Below are 16,565 nucleotides of genomic sequence, written 5' to 3'. Positions count from 1 at the left end.
TCAGGCCGCGATCACCGACGACCTGGAAGGAACCCACAAATACGAAGTGCACGACTTCCCCGACGACGAACCGCCCACCGGACGAATTCCAACCCAGCAGTGAAGCAGATATCAGCGCGGGCACGCCAAGATGCGATGTTCGGGCGACCCCCGCGCGGCCCTTTGGCGGCCGTACATCGGCTACGCTGCAAGGATCCGGAGCTGATCGCGCGCCTGGGCGCCGCGTTCGTCAGCGACGTCCCCGCCCAAATCGGCTTCCGTTTCTAACCGCACCTGGGCCCCGAGCGCGCTCGCGGAACATTCAGTCGGCGATGTCGAAGCCCGCGACGACCTTGGTCGGCCGCACCCGCACCAGCAGCTCACCGGGGACGGCGTTGCGGCAGCCGAATTCATCGGCGCGGTCGGCGCCCATGTACCGGGCGCCGATCAGGGTTGCGCTGGCGAGCAAGTCGTCGGTGTTCTCGCTGAGGGCGGCGATCCCTTGCACCTGCACAAACGAATACGGGAGATGCGGATCGTCCACGCAGATCACCACCCGCGGATCCCGCGCCAGCGCACGCCCTTTGGCCGTGGCGGCGCCGGTGTTGAACACCAGCGCACCGTCGTCGACGATAAACCACACCGGGGCGACCAGCGGCCGCCCGTCGGACGCCAGGTAGCCGAGCATGCCGGTGCGGGTGCCCGTCGACAAGAAGGCGGCGACCCGGTCGGCGCCTCGGCGGCTACAGCGTCACGACGCCGTAGTCGCCGACGTGTCCGGCCAGCACACCCAGCTGGTCTTGCGCGGAGCCCAGGGTCTGCTCGATCGCGGTGAGCCGGGCCGCGTAGTGGCCGACCGGGTATTCCGCGGTCACCCCGATGCCGCCGTGCAATTGGATGGCCTCCTGGGCGATGTGGCGCCCGGATCGGCTGATCTGCAGTTTGGCGCGCGCCGCGATCACCGGGTCCAGCTCGCCGTCGGCGATCGACATGGCGGCGTACAGGGTCATGCTGCGGGCCAACTCCAGCGACACGTACATGTCGGCGGCGCGTTGGGTCAGCGTCTGGAACGTGTTGAGGGTGACCCCGAATTGCTTGCGGGTCTTGAGGTAGTCGGTGGTCAGCCGCAGGGCTTCTTCCATCGCGCCCAGCGCCTCGGCGCACAGCGCCGACTGGATCCGGATGAGTGCGCCACGAATGGCGGCCGACGCGTCGGAGGCCGCGCCCAGCGGTTCACCCGGCGCGGCGTCCAGCTCGACCTGCGCACCGCGCAACCCGTCGAAGGTCCGGTACGGGCGGCGGGTCACCGCGTCGGCGTCGACCAAGAACAACCCGGTCCCGCCGTCGGGCAGGGCGGCGCTGACCACCAGCGTGTCGGCGCAGTGCCCGGCCAACACCGGGTTCTTGCGTCCGCTCAGCACCCACGAATCACCTTGCTGCACCGCCGTTGTCGACACCTCGGTGCCGGCCCCGCGGAGGCCGGGTTCGGTGTGGGCGAAGGCCAGCAGCTTTTGGCCGGCCGCGACCTCGTCGAGCAGTTGGCGCTGCGCGTCGGTGCCGTGTTCGGCGATCAATGCGCCCGGCCCCAGCGCGGCGTTGACGACCGGTTCGGGGGCCAGCCGCCGCCCGATCTCGGTGAGCACCAACATGATCTCGATCTGGCCGCCGGCGTCGGGCTCCAACCCGAGCCCCAGGATCCCGATGTCGGCCAGCTGTTTGTACACGTCGCGGTTCCAGCCGAGCTCGGTGTCGACGATCTTGTTGCGGGTCTCGGTGTCATAGCTGCGAGACAGCAGATCGCGGGTGGTGTCGCGGAGCAGGGTCTGCTCGTCGCTCAACTGAAAGTCCATGGCTGCCTCACAATCCCAGAATGGTGGACGCGATGATGGTGCGCTGCACCTCGTTGCTGCCGCCGTAGATCGACGTCTTGCGGTAGTTCAGGTAGTGCGGGGCGGCATGCTGCGCCCAGCCCGGCGACGCGATGGCGTCGCCGCCGTCGAACGGCAACGCGTCCGGGCCGGCCACCTCGACCAGCAGCTCGGTGGCGGCCTGCTGCAGCTGGCTGCCGCGCAGCTTGAGCACCGACGACGCCGGGTTGGGTTTGCCGTCCGCCGAGCCGGTGGCCACCCGCATCTGGGTGAGCTCCAGTGCCAGCAACTCGTTTTCGACCTCGGCCAGCCGCGCGGCGAACAGCGGGTCGGACAGCATCCCGGTGGCGGCGGCGCGCTCCTTGACCTCGGCGAGGCGGACCTTGGTGCGGCCCACCCCGGCGATGCCGGTCCGTTCGTTGCCGAGCAGGAACTTCGCGTAGGTCCAGCCCTGGTTCTCCTCGCCGACCAGCTGGTCGGCGGGCACCCGGACGTCTTCGAAGAACACCTCGTTGACCTCATACCCGCCGTCGATCAGCTTGATCGGGCGCAGCGTGACCCCGGGCGTGGACATCTCGAACAGCAGGAACGAGATCCCGGCTTGGCGTTTAGGGGCCTGCGGGTCGGTGCGCACCAGGCAGAAGATCCAGTCCGCGTACTGGCCCAGCGTCGTCCACGTCTTCTGCCCGTTGACGATGTAGCTGTCGCCGTCGCGGACCGCGGTGGTGCGCAGCGACGCCAGATCCGAACCCGCCTCGGGCTCGGAGAACCCCTGACACCACCAGATGTCCAGGTTGGCCGTCGGCGGCAGGAACCGCTGCTTGATCTCCTGGGAACCGAACTCGGCGATCACCGGGCCGACCATCTTGACGTTGAAGTTCAGCGGCTCGGGCACGCTGGCCAGCTGCATCTCGTCGAGCCAGATCTGGTGCTGGGTGGGGGTCCAGTCCTTGCCGCCCCACTCGACGGGCCAGTGCGGCACGGCCAGCCCGTGCTCGTGGAGGATCTTGTGACTGGTCACCAGGTCGTCGTGGCGGAACTCACCCAACCGGGTCCGCTCGCGCACGTCGGCGGGAATTTTGCTCGTGTAGAAGCTGCGCAGCTCGTCCCGGAACGCGGCCTCGTCTGCGGTGAGCGCCAACTGCATGGCGGCCTCCTTGTCTGTGGGCGTGCACCAATGCTGTTTGCACATTAATGGGTCGCCCAATCGGTTGGTCGGGCGACCGGTGGGGCTTCTGCACAGTCGCGCCTTCATCCACAGCCGGGGCCCGCACGCCCGGCGACGGGCCGTTGCCGTCCGGGCCGCCGCCTAGCGTCGGGCCATGCGAACCGAACTACCCGCCGAACGGCTGCACCGGCGATTCGGTGCCCGGCCGACCACCGACCCCGCCGACGATGAGCCAGACGAGCCCGACGAGGACGAGGACCCGAATGCGGTGTTGCCCCGTTGGCTGCCCGACGGCGCACCCGACAATGCCGGCTGGCTGGCGAAGCTGCGGGCCGACCCCGGTCGGGCCGGCGCCGTCACGTTGGCGGTGATCGCCGGGGTGGCGGTGCTGATCACCATCTTCACCTTGGTGCGGGATCGGCCCGCGCCCGTCTCGTCGGCCAAACTGCCTCCGGTGGAAATGGTTTCGTCGGCCAGTCGCACCCCCAGCGCCGGCCCGGCACCCGCACCGCAGCGGCCGGTGGTCAGCGTGGTCGGCCTGGTGCACACCCCCGGGTTGGTCACCTTGGCGCCCGGCGCCCGCATCGCCGACGCGCTGCAGGCCGCCGGTGGTGCGGTGGCCGGCGCGGACACCATCGGCTTGAACATGGCCCGCCCGGTCACCGACGGCGAGCAGATCGTGGTCGGCCTCGCGCCGCGGTCGGGGCAGCCGACCGCGCTGGGCAGCTCGGTGAGCTCGGGGACGACGGACAGCCCGACCGCCCCGCACCCCAGCGCCGGGTCGACCGCGGGCAAACCCGGCGAACTCATCGATCTCAACGCCGCCACCGCCCAGCAGCTCGACACGCTGCCCGGCGTCGGTCCGGTGACCGCGGCCGCGATCGTGGCCTGGCGCGATGCCCACGGCAAGTTCACCAGCGTCGACCAGCTCGGTGAGGTGGACGGCATCGGCCCGGCGCGCCTGGAGAAACTGCGTGCCCTGGTCCGTGTCTGACCGCGGTGCAGCCGTCGGCGCGGCTCGACGTCCGGCTGGTGCCGGCCGCGCTGACCAGCTGGCTGGTCACCGCCGCCGGGGTGCTGTGGCCGGTCGGTTTTGTCCTCGCCACGCTCGGCGGCGCCCTAGCCGCCGCGGCGGTGGGGCTGTGGTGGCGCGCCGACCGGGCCGGGTGGGACCGGCTGCGGGTGCTCGGCGCGAGCCTGGTGGCGGTCGGGGTGGTGGGGGCGGGTTTCGGGACTGCGGTGGCCCTGCGCGCCGACGCGGCCCGCCAGCACCCGATCACCGCGGCGTTCGGCACGGTGGCGCCGGTGACCGTCACGCCGAGCGAAAGCGCGGTCGCGGTGGGCAGCCGCCGGCTGATGTTTCGGGCCACGCTGCAGCGGCTCGGCGGCGACACAATGTCGGGCCGGGTGGTGGTGTTTGCGCCGACGATGGAGTTTCACGAGGTGATGGTGGGCCGGTCGCTGGCGTTTCGGGCCCGGATCACCCCACCGACCCGACGCGACCTGACCGTCGCGGTGCTGACCGCCTCCGGCGCGCCCAGGCTGGGCCGGGCCGGGCTGACCCAGCGTGCCGCCCACGCCGTCCGCACCCGGTTCGCCGCCGTCGCCGCCGAGGTGCTGCCCGGCGAGCAGGCCCGGATTTTGCCGGCGCTGGTGCTCGGCGACACCGCGGCGGTCACCGCCACCACCAGCCGGGAGTTCCGCGCCGCCAACCTGATGCATCTGATGGCGGTGTCGGGGGCCAACGTCACCATCGTGTGCGGGGCGGTGCTGTTCCTGGCCCGGCTGATCGGGCCGCGCGCGGCGGTGGCGCTGGCCGCGCTGGCCCTGGTGGCGTTCGTCGTCGTGGTGCAGCCCACGGCCAGCGTGTTACGGGCGGCGGTGATGGGCGCGATCGCGCTGCTGGGGGTGCTGTCGTCGCGGCGCCGCCAGGCGATCCCGAGCCTGTCGGCCAGCGTGCTGGTGCTGATGGTCGCCGCCCCGCAGCTGGCCGTCGACATCGGGTTCGCTTTGTCGGTGGTGGCGACCGCGGCGCTGATCGTCATCGCGCCGGTGTGGTCGCGGGGACTGGTGGCGCGCGGCTGGCCCAAACCGGTGGCCGATGCGGTGTGTGTGGCGGGCGCCGCGCAGGCGGTGACCGCGCCGCTGATCGCCGCGATCTCGGGCCGGGTCAGCCTGGTCGGGGCGTTCGCCAACCTGGCGGTGGCGGCGCTGGTCGTGCCGATCACCGTGCTGGGCAGCGCGGCCGCCGCGCTGTGCGTGTGCTGGCCGGCCGCCGCCCAGCTGTTGATCCGCTTCACCGGACCGGAACTGTGGTGGGTGGGCCGCATCGCGCACTGGACCGCCGGTCTTCCCGGCGCGACGGTGCCGGTTCCGGCCGGGGTGCCCGGCGCCGCGGTGGTGCTGGCGGCCACGACGGCCGCGGTGGCGGCGTGGCGGTGGTGGTGGTTTCGGCTGACCGCCGCCGGTGCCGCGGTGTGCCTGCTCGCCTGGTCGGCATCCGGGGTGCTGACCGGTCAGGTCGGGGTCCAGGTCGGCGCGCTGTCGGCGCCGCGTGACACGATTAGCGGGTGAGCCCACCGGTTTCGCCGCTGCACCTGGTGCTCGGCGATGAGGAGCTGCTGGTCGAGCGGGCCGTCACCGGCGTGCTGCGGGCGGTGCGGGCGCAGGCCGGCGCCGACGACATTCCGGTGGACCGGCTGCGGGCCGGGGACGTCGACACCCATGAGCTCGCCGAGCTGTTGAGCCCGTCGTTGTTCGCCGACGAGCGGGTCGTCGTGCTGGACGCCGCCGGGGAGGCCGGCAAGGACGCGGCCACCCTGATCGCGGCGACCGCCGCGGACATCCCGTCGGGCACCGTACTGGTGGTGGTGCACTCCGGCGGCGGACGCGCCAAGGCGCTGGCCGGCCAGTTACGGGACCTCGGGGCGCAGGTGCATCCGTGCGCGAAGGTCACCAAGGCCAGTGAACGCGCCGACTTTGTCCGCGCCGAGTTCAAGGCGCTGCGGGTCAAAGTCACCGCGGAGACGGTGACCGCGCTGCTGGACGCGGTGGGCTCCGACATCCGGGAGCTGGCGTCGGCCTGCTCGCAGCTGGTGGCCGACACCGGCGGACTCGTCGACCCCGCCGCGGTGCGCCGCTACCACAGCGGCAAGGCGGAGGTGAAGGGCTTCGACATCGCCGACAAGGCCGTCGTCGGCGATGTCGCCGGCGCCGCCGAGGCGCTGCGCTGGGCGATGCTGCGCGGCGAGCCGCACGTGGTGTTGGCCGACGCGCTGGCCGAGGCCGTGCACACCATCGCCCGGGTGGGTGCGCGATCGGGCGATCCCTACCGGCTGGCGGGGGAACTGGGGATGCCGCCGTGGCGGGTGCAAAAAGCCCAGCGGCAGGCGCGGCGCTGGTCGCGCGACAGCGTGGCCGAAGCGCTGCGGCTGGTGGCCGCGCTCAACGCCGACGTCAAGGGGGCCGCCGCCGACGCCGACTACGCACTGGAAGCCGCGGTGCGCAAGGTCGCCGAGCTGGTGGCGGACTAGGGGTGCCGAGCAGACGCCGGCGGTGACGTCGTCGAGATTGCGGCTGGGGTCGTGGTTTTCGCCAATGCACGACCACCGACGCAATCTCGACACGCAGACTGTACAAAGCCCCATTTCCTGCGGAAATAGGGCTTTTTACAGTCTGCTCGCGCGGCTAAGCGCGGTGACTCAGAGCTTGTTGAACGCCCGGGCCAGCGCCGACTTCTTGTTCGCGGCCTGGTTCTTGTGGATCACGCCCTTGCTGGCGGCCTTGTCGAGCTTGCGACCGGTCGCCACCAGCAGTTCGGCGGCCTTGTCCTTCTCGCCGGCCTCGGTGGCCTCGCGGAATGCGCGGACCGCGGTGCGCAGCGACGACTTCACCGACTGGTTGCGCAGCCGGGCGCGCTCGTTGGTGCGGTTGCGCTTTTCCTGCGACTTGATGTTGGCCACGCGTTAATTCCTTCTCAAAATCTCGGCTTGGGGTGCCTCAGGGCATCCGGGCGCCTGGGCAGCGACTGTTCAGGTTACCAGTCGCCGCGGCGATCTCCCAAAGCGGAACGTCCCTGGCCTTGGTAAAGGCGACGCGGCTGCCGCAGCCGTGGAACTGCTTCGCGTGTTCTGACCACACCTAACGTCGACCGCATGACCGATTCGGCGCGCGACGGCAACCGCGGACAGCCGCGTGGTTGGTGGCTGGCCTTGCCTGCCGCGGCCGCTGGCGTGGGTGGGTCTGGCGTTCGCGGCGATCGCCGAGGTGACGACACTGGTGCTGGTGTGGCCCGGAGTGGCCCCGTTGCTGCCGATCGCGCGGCTCGGCGGTCTGGTGTGGCTGATCGTCGCCGGGGCGCTGCTGCCGACCAGCCGCACTCGGCGCACCCCGTGACGGTCGCCTACGCGCCGGCCAGGATCAGGTATTGCGCCGAGATCTGCTGTTTGACGTCCTTCTCGTCATCCGAGAACGCGGTGAAGGCGTATCGGCCGATCCGCGCGACGCACTTGTAGTGCCAGGCGACGCGCTGCATCGACACCGGCGCCGTTTTCGCTGCCGCCCCTTTAGTCCGAGTGAAACATCGGGCCGACGGGTAACCGGGCACCCCGGTCGCGGTGGGTTTGACCTCCGGCACCCCGCTCATCTGCTTGGCGACCCAGTCGGCCACGCGCGTGGACGCACCGGAGCTAGGCGTTTGATACACCGTCGTCAGGAGCTGCGTCACCCACACGACCCCGGCGTCGCGAAACAGTGTCGCCGCGTCGACGGGATCGTCCTCAAAGTGCAGCCAGGCAGTGGGCCGCCACGCCCCATCGCTGAGGCCGGCCTCGCCGACGCCCGGTGCCTGCAGGGTGTGGGCCAGCAACGAGCCGGTCGGGTCTTTCGGCAGGTCGCCCAGCTTTGCCGGATCGGTCGGCTCAAACTGGTCGATCAAGCGTTCCTGCGTGATCAGCGCGTTGTCGATGAGCCGACTGGCACTGCTTTCGTTGTTGTTGTCGTTGGTGACCGCGGCGGACTCGTAGAAGACGTACGGCCCGTGCACGAAGAAGCTGTCGATCGCGATACCGCCGCCGTCGTCGTAGGCCGAGGAAATCGCCGCGGGGTGGTCGGGGAGGGTCAACGGCCGTCGGGGCGCCTCGCGGGTCTGCGGAACCGCGCCCGCCATTTCGCCGGCGGCCGCCGCAGCCGACCCGGGGTCGGGGAACCGCAGCACCATATTGCGCAGCTCGCGGTGCGGGAAGGAGCCCCGCGTCACCCGATAACTGGAGAAGCCGGCGATGAACCCGTGTGCGACCGCGATCTCGGGCAGCGGGTCCGGCAAATCGAACGAGGTGGGAATGAACGACGCGATGGGTGCGGTGAAACCCAGGTTCTCGAGGGGCGGTTGTTGCCGCAGGTCGACGTTGACCTGCCACGGGCCGACCACATTTTCGGCGATCCGGTGCGCTTCGAAGTGGGAACCGCCGCTGCCCGCTGTACCGAACGGGTCGCGGGCCACGATCGGGTAGTTGCCGGTGTCCAGCAGTGCCACGATCGCGGCATCGGGATCCGCTGGCGCCTGCACCGGAATTCCGGTCACCGTCGAGGTGCAGCCCACCAGCGTCACCGCGGTCACCAGCGCGCCGAGGATGCGAGCGGCTGATCTTCGCATGCTTATGTCTTCCCCGGCTTCCGCGCTCTTTGTTGACCTCAGCCTACGGTCCGGTTCGATGAAAGCCGTGCCGCGGCGCGGCCATGCCGACGGTGGTGATCGCCGCTCAAGTTGCCGCCGGTCGGGGCCTCGTGGCCGCGATAAGCTCCCTGGGACTTTCTCGCCTTCGACACCAGGGGGACCCATGACGGAAGGCAATTACGAGCCCGGAGCCGGGCAACCCGGTGGCGGTTATCCGCCGCCGCCGTCGGGGGCCTACCCGCCGCCCGCTCCGGGTGGCTATCCGCCTCCGTCGGGCGCATATCCACCGCCTCCGTCCGGCGGTTACCCGCCGCCGCAATCACTTCCGCCCACGGCGCCCACCCCGAAGGCGAAGCCGTCGATCGGGAAACGGATCGGCCGTGCCGCGACGGTGCTGATCGGGTTGATCGCGGCCAAAGCTGTTGTCGGCGGCGTTTTCCATCACCACGGGCATAGCAGCGGCGGCGACGAGCCATTGTTCGACTACGCCGTCGGCACCTGCCTCAAGCTGGACACGACGATTCTGGTTAAACCCGGCGACGTCCACGAACTGCCCTGCTCGTCGCCGGACGCACGGGTGATTGTGGCCAAGAAGTACACGGGGCAGAAGAACTGTCCCACCGACGAGTACGCCACCCTCGAGGGCGGTGGCGGCGGGCTGTGCCTGCAGGACGACTTGGCTGTCGGCACCTGCTATCAGCAGGGCATCGTCACGCACTTGTTCGAACCCACCGGGTGCACACCCGGTTTCACCGAGCCCACGGTCCGGGTTGCGCTGCGGCGTGACGGCGTGGACGACCCCGGATTGTGCGGCGGCGATCAGCAGCCGCTGGCCTATCCGGAGCCGCCACTGACCTACTGCCTGGAGGTCATCGGGTCCCTCCACTGACCCGGGAACGGATCACCCACCGCGGGCGTGGCGTAGCCTAGTGTGAACCGGATCACAAACGCGGAGGTCTGGATGCGAATAACGGACGTGTTGCGGAATAAGGGCGCAGCGGTGGTGACCATCGACCCGGATGCTTCAGTGCGGGACTTGCTCGCCGGGCTCGCCGAGCACAACATCGGCGCCATGGTGGTGGTCGGACCGGATGGCCTGGAGGGTGTGGTCTCGGAGCGTGACGTGGTGCGCGAGTTGCACGCCCACGGCGCCAGCATGCTGGCCCGCCCGGTGTCGACGATCATGACCTCCGTGGTGGCCAGCTGCACCAAATCCGATTCGGTGGACGACGTCAGCGTGCTGATGACCGAGAACCGGATCCGGCATGTGCCGGTGCTCGAGCAGGGCCGGCTGGTCGGGATCGTCAGCATCGGTGACGTCGTCAAAACCCGGATCGAAGAGCTGCAAGCCGAGCAGGAGCAGCTGCAGTCCTACATCACCCAGGGCTAAGCCCCTGACGACGACACCACCGTCGATGTCGAACGCGGCCGGGAAACCCGATTGAATCACGGGCGCAGCGTTAGAGAGAGGCCAACAGCGCATCCCACAGGGCGGTGAGCGCGTTGACCGAGTCGTCGGCGGCGTTGAAGTAGTCGGTGAGACCATCGGTTGCTACTGGGGTGAAGTTTGAGGCTTCGAGTCCCAGATAGGCGAGGTGTTGCCAGCTGGACAGGTCGGGGATTCCCAGCAACGACTGCGCTTGCGCCCAGTTGTCCCCGTCGAGGGTGAACACGTCGGTAGGGGAAAGGTCGGCGTTGCTGTTGACGCCCATCATCTCGGGGAAGCCGAAGTCTTGCAGCCACGACTGCGTGAACGCCGCGTTGTCGAAGCCCGGCAGTATGCCGTCGCCCGGGTCGGCTGCCGGGTCTCCCACCAACACCAGGTGCAGGTCGCTCGGGTCGATTTGGGTCAGGGTTTGCGCGTCGGCGGCGGCTTGCGCCGGCGACAGCGCGGCGCCGCCCAAGTTGGGGCTGGTCAACACACTTTCCACCCACTGCGGATTGTGCAGGTTGGAGTCCACGGCCGACAAGATCGTGGCACTCTGCGAGTACCCGAACAGGTACGTCGGATCAGCCGACGACAAGGCCCCGCTTTGTTGCAACTCCACCAGCTTCTCGATCACGTCGGCCTCACCCTGGGTGTAGCTGGCACCGCTGAACTGCTCCGGTGTGGTGAGCGCGCTAGCACCCGCGTCGCCGCCGGTGTAGCCCTCGGGGCTCAGGTAGTTGTTGACGACGGTGTCGATGTAGGTCTGATTCGGGGTTGCGGTTCCACTGGGACCCAGGATGAGCGCGGTCTCGTCCGCCGCCAACAACACATCGACCCAGGCGGGTAGGGCGGGTTTGGCGGGGGCAAAGCTGAGCGGTGCGGCGGCGGCCACTCCGAGCGCAGCCAAGGCGACGAAACGTCCGAACATGGCAACCCCCCGAGATGGTACCAAGCTGATAATTCCGTAAGTTTTACATAAATACCCACGCCATGTCAGTGCGTTGGGCTAGGCGAGACGGCTCAACTCCACGAGTAGCCGGCCCGCAGCCGGGTCGCGACCACGTCGAACAGGGCGCGGTCCAGGATCGCGCCCTCGCGCCGGATCCCTTCCTCGGGAACGTCGAGCACCCGGTCCAACCGCACCCAGCTGGGCCGGCCCTCGTAATCCCACGGGCCGACGCCGATGCCGACCCAGTCCGGGTCGTCGTGATGGTGGGTTTGGCTGGACAACATCAACCCCAGCAGGGTGTGCCGGTCGCGGCCCACCACCAGCACCGGCCGGTCCTTGCCGCGGGTGGGATCCTCCTCATAAACCACCCAGGTCCACACCACTTCGCCCGGGTCGGCGCGGCCGTCCAGATCCGGGGCATAGACCACTTTGCGGGCCCGATGCGCGGTCGGGACGCTGCTGCTGGTCACCGGGCGACCGGCCGGGATCGCGACCGGCGGCTCCGAGGAGGCGCCGGACAGGACGTCCAGACCGATCTTGATGCCCTGCTGGATGCCGCGTTGAATGCCCTGCTGGACGGCGGGCACCTGCTGGAGCTGGCGGATGACCCGCGGGGCCTCGTTGAACACGAGGTTTTCGGCAAACCGCTGAAACGTCTGCCACCCGGTCCTCCGCGGGGAAGCCATGGCGCCAGCATAGGTGACAACGCTGAGGCGCGATTGTGTTGTCCGGCTCGTCGCTGGATACCCTGGAAGCCGCGCCCCGCCGCTGTCCCACCCCGTCAACCAGGAGATTCCCATCAGCAGTTTCGCCGACCAAACCTTCACCGCGCCGGCGCAGATTCGGAACTTCTGCATCATCGCCCACATCGATCACGGCAAGTCCACGCTGGCGGACCGGATGCTGCAGCTCACCGGCGTCGTCGACGAGCGGTCGATGCGCGCCCAGTACCTGGACCGGATGGACATCGAGCGGGAACGCGGCATCACCATCAAGGCGCAAAACGTGCGGCTGCCTTGGCGTGTCGGGGACACCGACCATGTGCTGCACCTGATCGACACCCCCGGCCACGTCGACTTCACCTACGAGGTGTCCCGCGCGCTGGCGGCCTGCGAGGGCGCGGTGCTGCTGGTCGACGCCGCCCAAGGCATCGAGGCGCAAACCCTGGCCAACCTGTACCTGGCGCTGGACCGCGACCTGGCCATCATCCCGGTGCTCAACAAGATCGACCTGCCGGCCGCCGACCCGGACCGCTACGCGGGAGAAATCGCGCACATCATCGGCTGCGAACCCGGCGACGTATTAAGGGTGTCCGGTAAGACCGGCGAGGGGGTGGCCGAACTGCTCGACGAGGTGGTCCGGCAGGTGCCCCCGCCCACCGGTGACCCCGACGCGCCCAGCCGGGCGATGATCTTCGACTCCGTCTACGACATCTACCGCGGCGTGGTCACCTACGTCCGCGTCGTCGACGGCAAGATCACGCCGCGGGAGAAGATCGCGATGATGTCCACCGGCGCCACCCACGAACTGCTCGAGGTCGGCATCGTGTCCCCGGAACCCAAGGCCACCAAGGGCCTCGGGGTCGGCGAGGTCGGCTACCTGATCACCGGGGTGAAGGACGTCCGGCAGTCCAAGGTCGGCGACACGGTCACCACCGCGCGGCACGGCGCCACCGAGGCACTCACCGGCTACCGCGAACCCAAGCCGATGGTGTACTCGGGCCTGTACCCGGTCGACGGTTCGGACTACCCGAATCTGCGGGACGCGCTGGACAAGCTGCAGCTCAACGACGCCGCGCTGACCTACGAGCCGGAGACCTCGGTGGCGCTGGGCTTCGGGTTCCGCTGCGGCTTTTTGGGCCTGCTGCACATGGAGATCACCCGGGAGCGCCTGGAACGCGAATTCGACCTGGACCTCATCTCGACCTCGCCCAACGTGGTGTACCGGGTGGTGAAAGACGATGGCACCGAGGTGATCGTCACCAACCCGTCGGACTGGCCGGAGGGCAAGATCGGCACCGTGTATGAGCCGGTGGTCAAAACCACCGTCATCGCGCCCAGCGAGTTCATCGGCACCATCATGGAGCTGTGCCAGTCGCGCCGCGGCGAACTCGGCGGCATGGACTACCTGTCACCCGAACGCGTCGAGCTGCGCTACACCCTGCCGCTGGGTGAGATCATCTTCGACTTCTTCGACGCGCTGAAATCCCGCACCCGCGGCTACGCCAGCCTGGACTACGAGGAGGCCGGCGAACAGGAAGCCGCGCTGGTCAAGGTCGACATCCTGCTGCAGGGCGAGGCCGTCGACGCGTTCAGCGCCATCGTGCACAAGGACGCCGCGGCGGCCTACGGCAACAAGATGACCACCAAGCTCAAGGAACTCATTCCGCGCCAGCAGTTCGAGGTGCCGGTGCAGGCCGCGATCGGCTCGAAAATCATTGCCCGCGAAAACATCCGCGCGATCCGCAAGGATGTGCTGTCCAAGTGCTACGGCGGCGACATCACCCGGAAACGCAAACTGCTGGAAAAGCAGAAGGAAGGCAAGAAGCGGATGAAGACCATCGGACGGGTCGACGTGCCGCAGGAGGCGTTCGTCGCGGCGCTGTCCACCGATGCCGGCGGGGACAAGGCCAAGAGGTGACGGGCACACCGCTGGCGTCGCGGTGAGATTGCGGCCAGGGCTGTGCTTTCGGCGAGATCGCAACCCTAGACGCAATCTCAGCGAGCCGAGTAGCGAGCTAAGCGGCGGGAAGGACGCAGATGGTGGCTAGGCGGAGGGTCGCGGTGCTGCTGTTGGCGCTGGCGGTGGTGAGCGGCTGCACCCGCATCGTGGACGGCACGGTGCACCCGGCGTCGGGGCTGACCCCGAATCCGCTCGCCGGTCGCGCCGTCAAGCAGGTGCTGCTCGACGACGCCGAACTGGAGAAGATGCTGGACCAGTCCTTCGAAAGCGACCCCAACCTGGCGCCGCGGTTCGGCGACGACGCGTTCGACGAACGACCGGACGTCTCGTCCCCGGACTGCGCGCTAGCGGTCGGCCTGATGCAAAAGAGCAGCTACGACTCCGCCGACGTACGGGACGCCGCCCGGGAGATCTGGTGGACGCCGCGGAATGACCGCGACGCGACGGTGATCGACGTGGAAGAGGGCGTGGTCGCGTTGCCCAGCGCCGCGGACGCCGACACCGTGTTCGAGGAGCTGACCAAGCAGTGGGAGCACCGCGACGGCGATGCGGAGACGTCCCGGGGTGACACCTTTACCCTGAGCCGACCCAAAGTCGCCGATTCGGTCCTATCGGCCAACACCAGTTTCAGCTTCGATAGCGGGACGATCCCAGGCCTGCGGGCGCTGGGGGTCCGGGTGAATTGCCTCGTCGAGGTGCAGGTGTCGTTTTACCGCGACGTGTCGGGGGAGCAGAAAAACAGCGCGGTCGACATCGCGCACACCATGATGAACAAGGTCACCGACCTGAGCTGACGCCGTCACATCGGGGCGTTGGCGGGCTGGAAGGTGCCGGTGCTTTCGGCTTCCTCCTCGGCCCGGATCACGTGCACCACCGCGTTGATCAACGCCAGATGGGTGAACGCCTGCGGGAAGTTGCCCAGGTGCCGACCGGTGCGCGGCTCGATCTCCTCGGCGTACAGGTGCAGCGGGCTGGCGAACGACAGCAGCCGCTCGCACAGCCGCTTGGCGCGGTTGACGTCGCCGATCTCCACCAGCGCCGACACCAGCCAAAACGAGCAGATGGTGAAGGTGCCCTCCTCGCCGGCCAGCCCGTCGTCGGTCTCCTCGACGCGGTAGCGCAGCACCAGGCCGTCCTCGGTGAGCTCGTCGGCGATGGCCAGCACGGTCGCGCGCACCCGCGGGTCATCCGACGGCAAGAACCGGGTCAGGATCGCCAGCAGCAGCGACGCGTCCAGCGCATCGCTGCCGTAGCGCTGGGTGAACACGCCGCGCGAATCCACCCCGTGTTCGAGCACGTCGGCCTTGATCTCGTCGGCGATCTCCCGCCACTGCTGGGCGTAGCTGCGTTCGCCCTGCCGCTCGGCGAGTTTGGCGCCGCGATCCAACGCCACCCAGCACATGATCTTGCTGGAGGTGAAGTGCTGCGGTTCGCCGCGCACCTCCCAGATCCCGCGGTCGGGCTCCCGCCAATGCTTCACCGCCTCCTCGACCTGGGCCTTGAGCACCGGCCACAGCGTCTCGGGCACCTGTTCGCGCGACTTGGCGTGCAGGTACACCGAATCCAGCATGGTGCCCCAGATGTCGTGCTGGGTCTGGTTGTAGGCGCCGTTGCCGATCCGCACCGGGCGGGCGTGGTCATAGCCGGACAGGTGGTGCAGTTCCTCCTCGACCAGGCTGCGTTCGCCGCCGACGCCGTACATCACCTGCAGCGGATGGCGTTCACCGTTGTTGGCGCCGGACACGTCGGCGATGAAGGAGAAGAAGTCGTCGGCCTCGCGGTCCAAGCCCAGCGTGTACAGACCCCACAGCGTGAACGCCGAATCGCGCACCCAGCTGTAGCGGTAATCCCAGTTGCGTTCGCCGTGCGGGGTCTCCGGCAGCGAGGTGGTGGACGCCGCCAGCAGCGCGCCGGTCGGCGAATAGGTCAGCCCCTTCAACGTCAGCGCGCTGCGCTGCAGGAACGCCCGCCACGGGTGGTCGGGGAAGTTGCCGATATTGATCCACTGCCGCCAGAACTCGGTGGTGTTCCACAGCTTGTCGGCGGCCTCTTCGTAGGTCTGCGGCGCCGGATGCCGCGACCAGCTCAGCGCGACGAAGACGTTGTCGCCCTCCTTGAGCCGGGTGCGGGCCCGGGCCTCGCGGCCCTCCAACCCCAGCCGCAGGTTGGTGGTCAGCCGCAGCGTCGGGTGGCCGTCGGGGTTCTTGGTGGCCCGGGCGACCGCCTCGCTGTAGCCGTTGGCCGAGTACTCCCAGCTGGCGCCGAGCCGGTGGTAGTCGAAGGCCGGCTCGCAGCTCATCACCAGCTCGACGGTGCCGCTGACGCAGCGCACACTGCGCAGCAAAATGTGTTCGGCGTCCCAGTCCATCGGGGTGCGCCGATGTGTGCGCGACCGGGTCTCGATGTCGTGCCAGGGCCCCATCACCAGCGCGTCGCGCACGATCAACCAGCCGGTATGGGTCTGCCAGGTGGTCTCCAGGATCAGGCTGCCGGGCAGGTAGCGCCGCGCCGACGGCACCGACACCCCGTAGGGTCCCAGCCGGAAATGCCCGGCGCTGCGGTCCAAGATCGCGCCGAACACGCTCGGGGAATCCGGGCGCGGCACACACATCCACTCCACCGAGCCGGCCGCGGAGATCAGGCAGGTCGTCTCGCAGTCGGACAAAAACGCGTAGTCGGCGATCGGCGGGAACGGGTTGCGCAGCGGGGCGCCCGCCACGTACGGCACCGGGGTGCTCATGGTCAGCGGTCGGGCGATGGTCTTGTCGGCGGGCTCGGTGGTGTGCTGGTCGGCGGGCTTGGCATGCAGGACCATG

At 69.1% G+C, this 16,565-nt stretch carries 16 protein-coding genes; 8 read left to right on the top strand and 8 right to left on the bottom strand.

Going from position 1 to position 16,565, the window contains the following annotated elements:
- Positions 1 to 301: 301 nt before the first annotated feature.
- The 3 genes from ACAG26_RS26075 to ACAG26_RS26065 are packed head-to-tail and all read right to left on the bottom strand — an operon-like array spanning position 302 to position 2,994.
- Positions 302 to 691 carry a PPOX class F420-dependent oxidoreductase gene (locus tag ACAG26_RS26075; RefSeq protein WP_370485976.1) on the bottom strand — a complete coding sequence of 130 codons (390 nt, stop codon included), beginning with the start codon at positions 689 to 691 and terminating at the stop codon, positions 302 to 304.
- A gap of 31 nt (positions 692 to 722) precedes the next feature.
- A complete protein-coding gene (locus tag ACAG26_RS26070; RefSeq protein ID WP_370485975.1) occupies positions 723 to 1,829 on the bottom strand; it encodes an acyl-CoA dehydrogenase family protein in 1,107 nt (368 codons plus the stop codon).
- A gap of 7 nt (positions 1,830 to 1,836) precedes the next feature.
- A complete protein-coding gene (locus tag ACAG26_RS26065; RefSeq protein ID WP_370485974.1) occupies positions 1,837 to 2,994 on the bottom strand; it encodes an acyl-CoA dehydrogenase family protein in 1,158 nt (385 codons plus the stop codon).
- 175 nt (positions 2,995 to 3,169) lie between these two features.
- Here ACAG26_RS26065 and ACAG26_RS26060 point away from each other — a divergent pair, with 175 nt between their 5' ends.
- The 3 genes from ACAG26_RS26060 to holA are packed head-to-tail and all read left to right on the top strand — an operon-like array spanning position 3,170 to position 6,548.
- Positions 3,170 to 4,009 carry a ComEA family DNA-binding protein gene (locus tag ACAG26_RS26060; RefSeq protein ID WP_370485973.1) on the top strand — a complete coding sequence of 280 codons (840 nt, stop codon included), beginning with the start codon at positions 3,170 to 3,172 and terminating at the stop codon, positions 4,007 to 4,009.
- Positions 4,010 to 4,014: 5 nt separating this feature from the next.
- A complete protein-coding gene (locus ACAG26_RS26055) occupies positions 4,015 to 5,589 on the top strand; it encodes a ComEC/Rec2 family competence protein (protein WP_370485972.1) in 1,575 nt (524 codons plus the stop codon).
- A 17-nt stretch (positions 5,590 to 5,606) separates the two neighbouring features.
- A complete protein-coding gene (gene holA, locus ACAG26_RS26050; RefSeq protein WP_370485983.1) occupies positions 5,607 to 6,548 on the top strand; it encodes a DNA polymerase III subunit delta in 942 nt (313 codons plus the stop codon).
- 168 nt (positions 6,549 to 6,716) lie between these two features.
- Here the strand turns inward: holA and rpsT are convergent, their stop codons facing one another.
- Positions 6,717 to 6,977, bottom strand: a complete 261-nt coding sequence (rpsT, locus tag ACAG26_RS26045; RefSeq protein WP_370485971.1) for a 30S ribosomal protein S20 — start codon at positions 6,975 to 6,977, stop codon at positions 6,717 to 6,719.
- 232 nt (positions 6,978 to 7,209) lie between these two features.
- Between rpsT and ACAG26_RS26040 the strand changes: the two genes are divergently transcribed.
- Positions 7,210 to 7,410 carry a hypothetical protein gene (locus ACAG26_RS26040; RefSeq protein WP_370485970.1) on the top strand — a complete coding sequence of 67 codons (201 nt, stop codon included), beginning with the start codon at positions 7,210 to 7,212 and terminating at the stop codon, positions 7,408 to 7,410.
- A 7-nt stretch (positions 7,411 to 7,417) separates the two neighbouring features.
- Here ACAG26_RS26040 and ACAG26_RS26035 read toward each other — a convergent pair whose 3' ends face one another.
- Positions 7,418 to 8,668, bottom strand: coding sequence for a hypothetical protein (locus ACAG26_RS26035; RefSeq protein WP_370485969.1), 1,251 nt, complete (start codon positions 8,666 to 8,668; stop codon positions 7,418 to 7,420).
- Positions 8,669 to 8,852: 184 nt separating this feature from the next.
- On the opposite strand from ACAG26_RS26035, the gene ACAG26_RS26030 reads away from it, so the two are divergent.
- Positions 8,853 to 9,578, top strand: a complete 726-nt coding sequence (locus tag ACAG26_RS26030; protein WP_370485968.1) for a hypothetical protein — start codon at positions 8,853 to 8,855, stop codon at positions 9,576 to 9,578.
- Between the two features lie 72 nt (positions 9,579 to 9,650).
- Entirely contained in the window at positions 9,651 to 10,079 is a 429-nt protein-coding gene (locus ACAG26_RS26025) for a CBS domain-containing protein (protein WP_370485967.1), read from the top strand.
- A 70-nt stretch (positions 10,080 to 10,149) separates the two neighbouring features.
- On the opposite strand, the gene ACAG26_RS26020 is transcribed toward ACAG26_RS26025, so the two are convergent.
- Both ACAG26_RS26020 and ACAG26_RS26015 read right to left on the bottom strand, forming a co-directional pair.
- Positions 10,150 to 11,046, bottom strand: a complete 897-nt coding sequence (locus ACAG26_RS26020; RefSeq protein ID WP_370485966.1) for a hypothetical protein — start codon at positions 11,044 to 11,046, stop codon at positions 10,150 to 10,152.
- Positions 11,047 to 11,138: 92 nt separating this feature from the next.
- Entirely contained in the window at positions 11,139 to 11,753 is a 615-nt protein-coding gene (locus ACAG26_RS26015) for a type II toxin-antitoxin system PemK/MazF family toxin (protein ID WP_370485965.1), read from the bottom strand.
- A gap of 13 nt (positions 11,754 to 11,766) precedes the next feature.
- On the opposite strand from ACAG26_RS26015, the gene lepA reads away from it, so the two are divergent.
- Together lepA and ACAG26_RS26005 are read left to right on the top strand one after the other, a co-directional pair.
- Positions 11,767 to 13,707 carry a translation elongation factor 4 gene (lepA, locus tag ACAG26_RS26010; protein WP_370485964.1) on the top strand — a complete coding sequence of 647 codons (1,941 nt, stop codon included), beginning with the start codon at positions 11,767 to 11,769 and terminating at the stop codon, positions 13,705 to 13,707.
- Between the two features lie 122 nt (positions 13,708 to 13,829).
- A complete protein-coding gene (locus tag ACAG26_RS26005; protein ID WP_370485963.1) occupies positions 13,830 to 14,543 on the top strand; it encodes a sensor domain-containing protein in 714 nt (237 codons plus the stop codon).
- A 5-nt stretch (positions 14,544 to 14,548) separates the two neighbouring features.
- Here the strand turns inward: ACAG26_RS26005 and ACAG26_RS26000 are convergent, their stop codons facing one another.
- A complete protein-coding gene (locus tag ACAG26_RS26000; RefSeq protein WP_370485962.1) occupies positions 14,549 to 16,564 on the bottom strand; it encodes a glycoside hydrolase family 15 protein in 2,016 nt (671 codons plus the stop codon).
- Between the last annotated feature and the right edge of the window lies 1 nt (position 16,565).

This window comes from Mycobacterium sp. pUA109 (assembly GCF_041287095.1).
Classification (GTDB): Bacteria; Actinomycetota; Actinomycetes; order Mycobacteriales; family Mycobacteriaceae; genus Mycobacterium.
Note: the sequence above shows the minus strand (reverse complement) of the source record. Positions and strands in the feature narration are given on the sequence as shown.

Coding starts and splice junctions, on each gene's coding strand:
- ACAG26_RS26065 (WP_370485974.1), bottom strand. CDS start 2,994: ATGCAGTTGGCGCTCACCGCAGACGAGGCCGCGTTCCGGGACGAGCTG.
- ACAG26_RS26035 (WP_370485969.1), bottom strand. CDS start 8,668: ATGCGAAGATCAGCCGCTCGCATCCTCGGCGCGCTGGTGACCGCGGTG.
- ACAG26_RS26060 (WP_370485973.1), top strand. CDS start 3,170: ATGCGAACCGAACTACCCGCCGAACGGCTGCACCGGCGATTCGGTGCC.
- ACAG26_RS26020 (WP_370485966.1), bottom strand. CDS start 11,046: ATGTTCGGACGTTTCGTCGCCTTGGCTGCGCTCGGAGTGGCCGCCGCC.
- ACAG26_RS26030 (WP_370485968.1), top strand. CDS start 8,853: ATGACGGAAGGCAATTACGAGCCCGGAGCCGGGCAACCCGGTGGCGGT.
- ACAG26_RS26000 (WP_370485962.1), bottom strand. CDS start 16,564: ATGGTCCTGCATGCCAAGCCCGCCGACCAGCACACCACCGAGCCCGCC.
- ACAG26_RS26070 (WP_370485975.1), bottom strand. CDS start 1,829: ATGGACTTTCAGTTGAGCGACGAGCAGACCCTGCTCCGCGACACCACC.
- ACAG26_RS26025 (WP_370485967.1), top strand. CDS start 9,651: ATGCGAATAACGGACGTGTTGCGGAATAAGGGCGCAGCGGTGGTGACC.
- ACAG26_RS26015 (WP_370485965.1), bottom strand. CDS start 11,753: ATGGCTTCCCCGCGGAGGACCGGGTGGCAGACGTTTCAGCGGTTTGCC.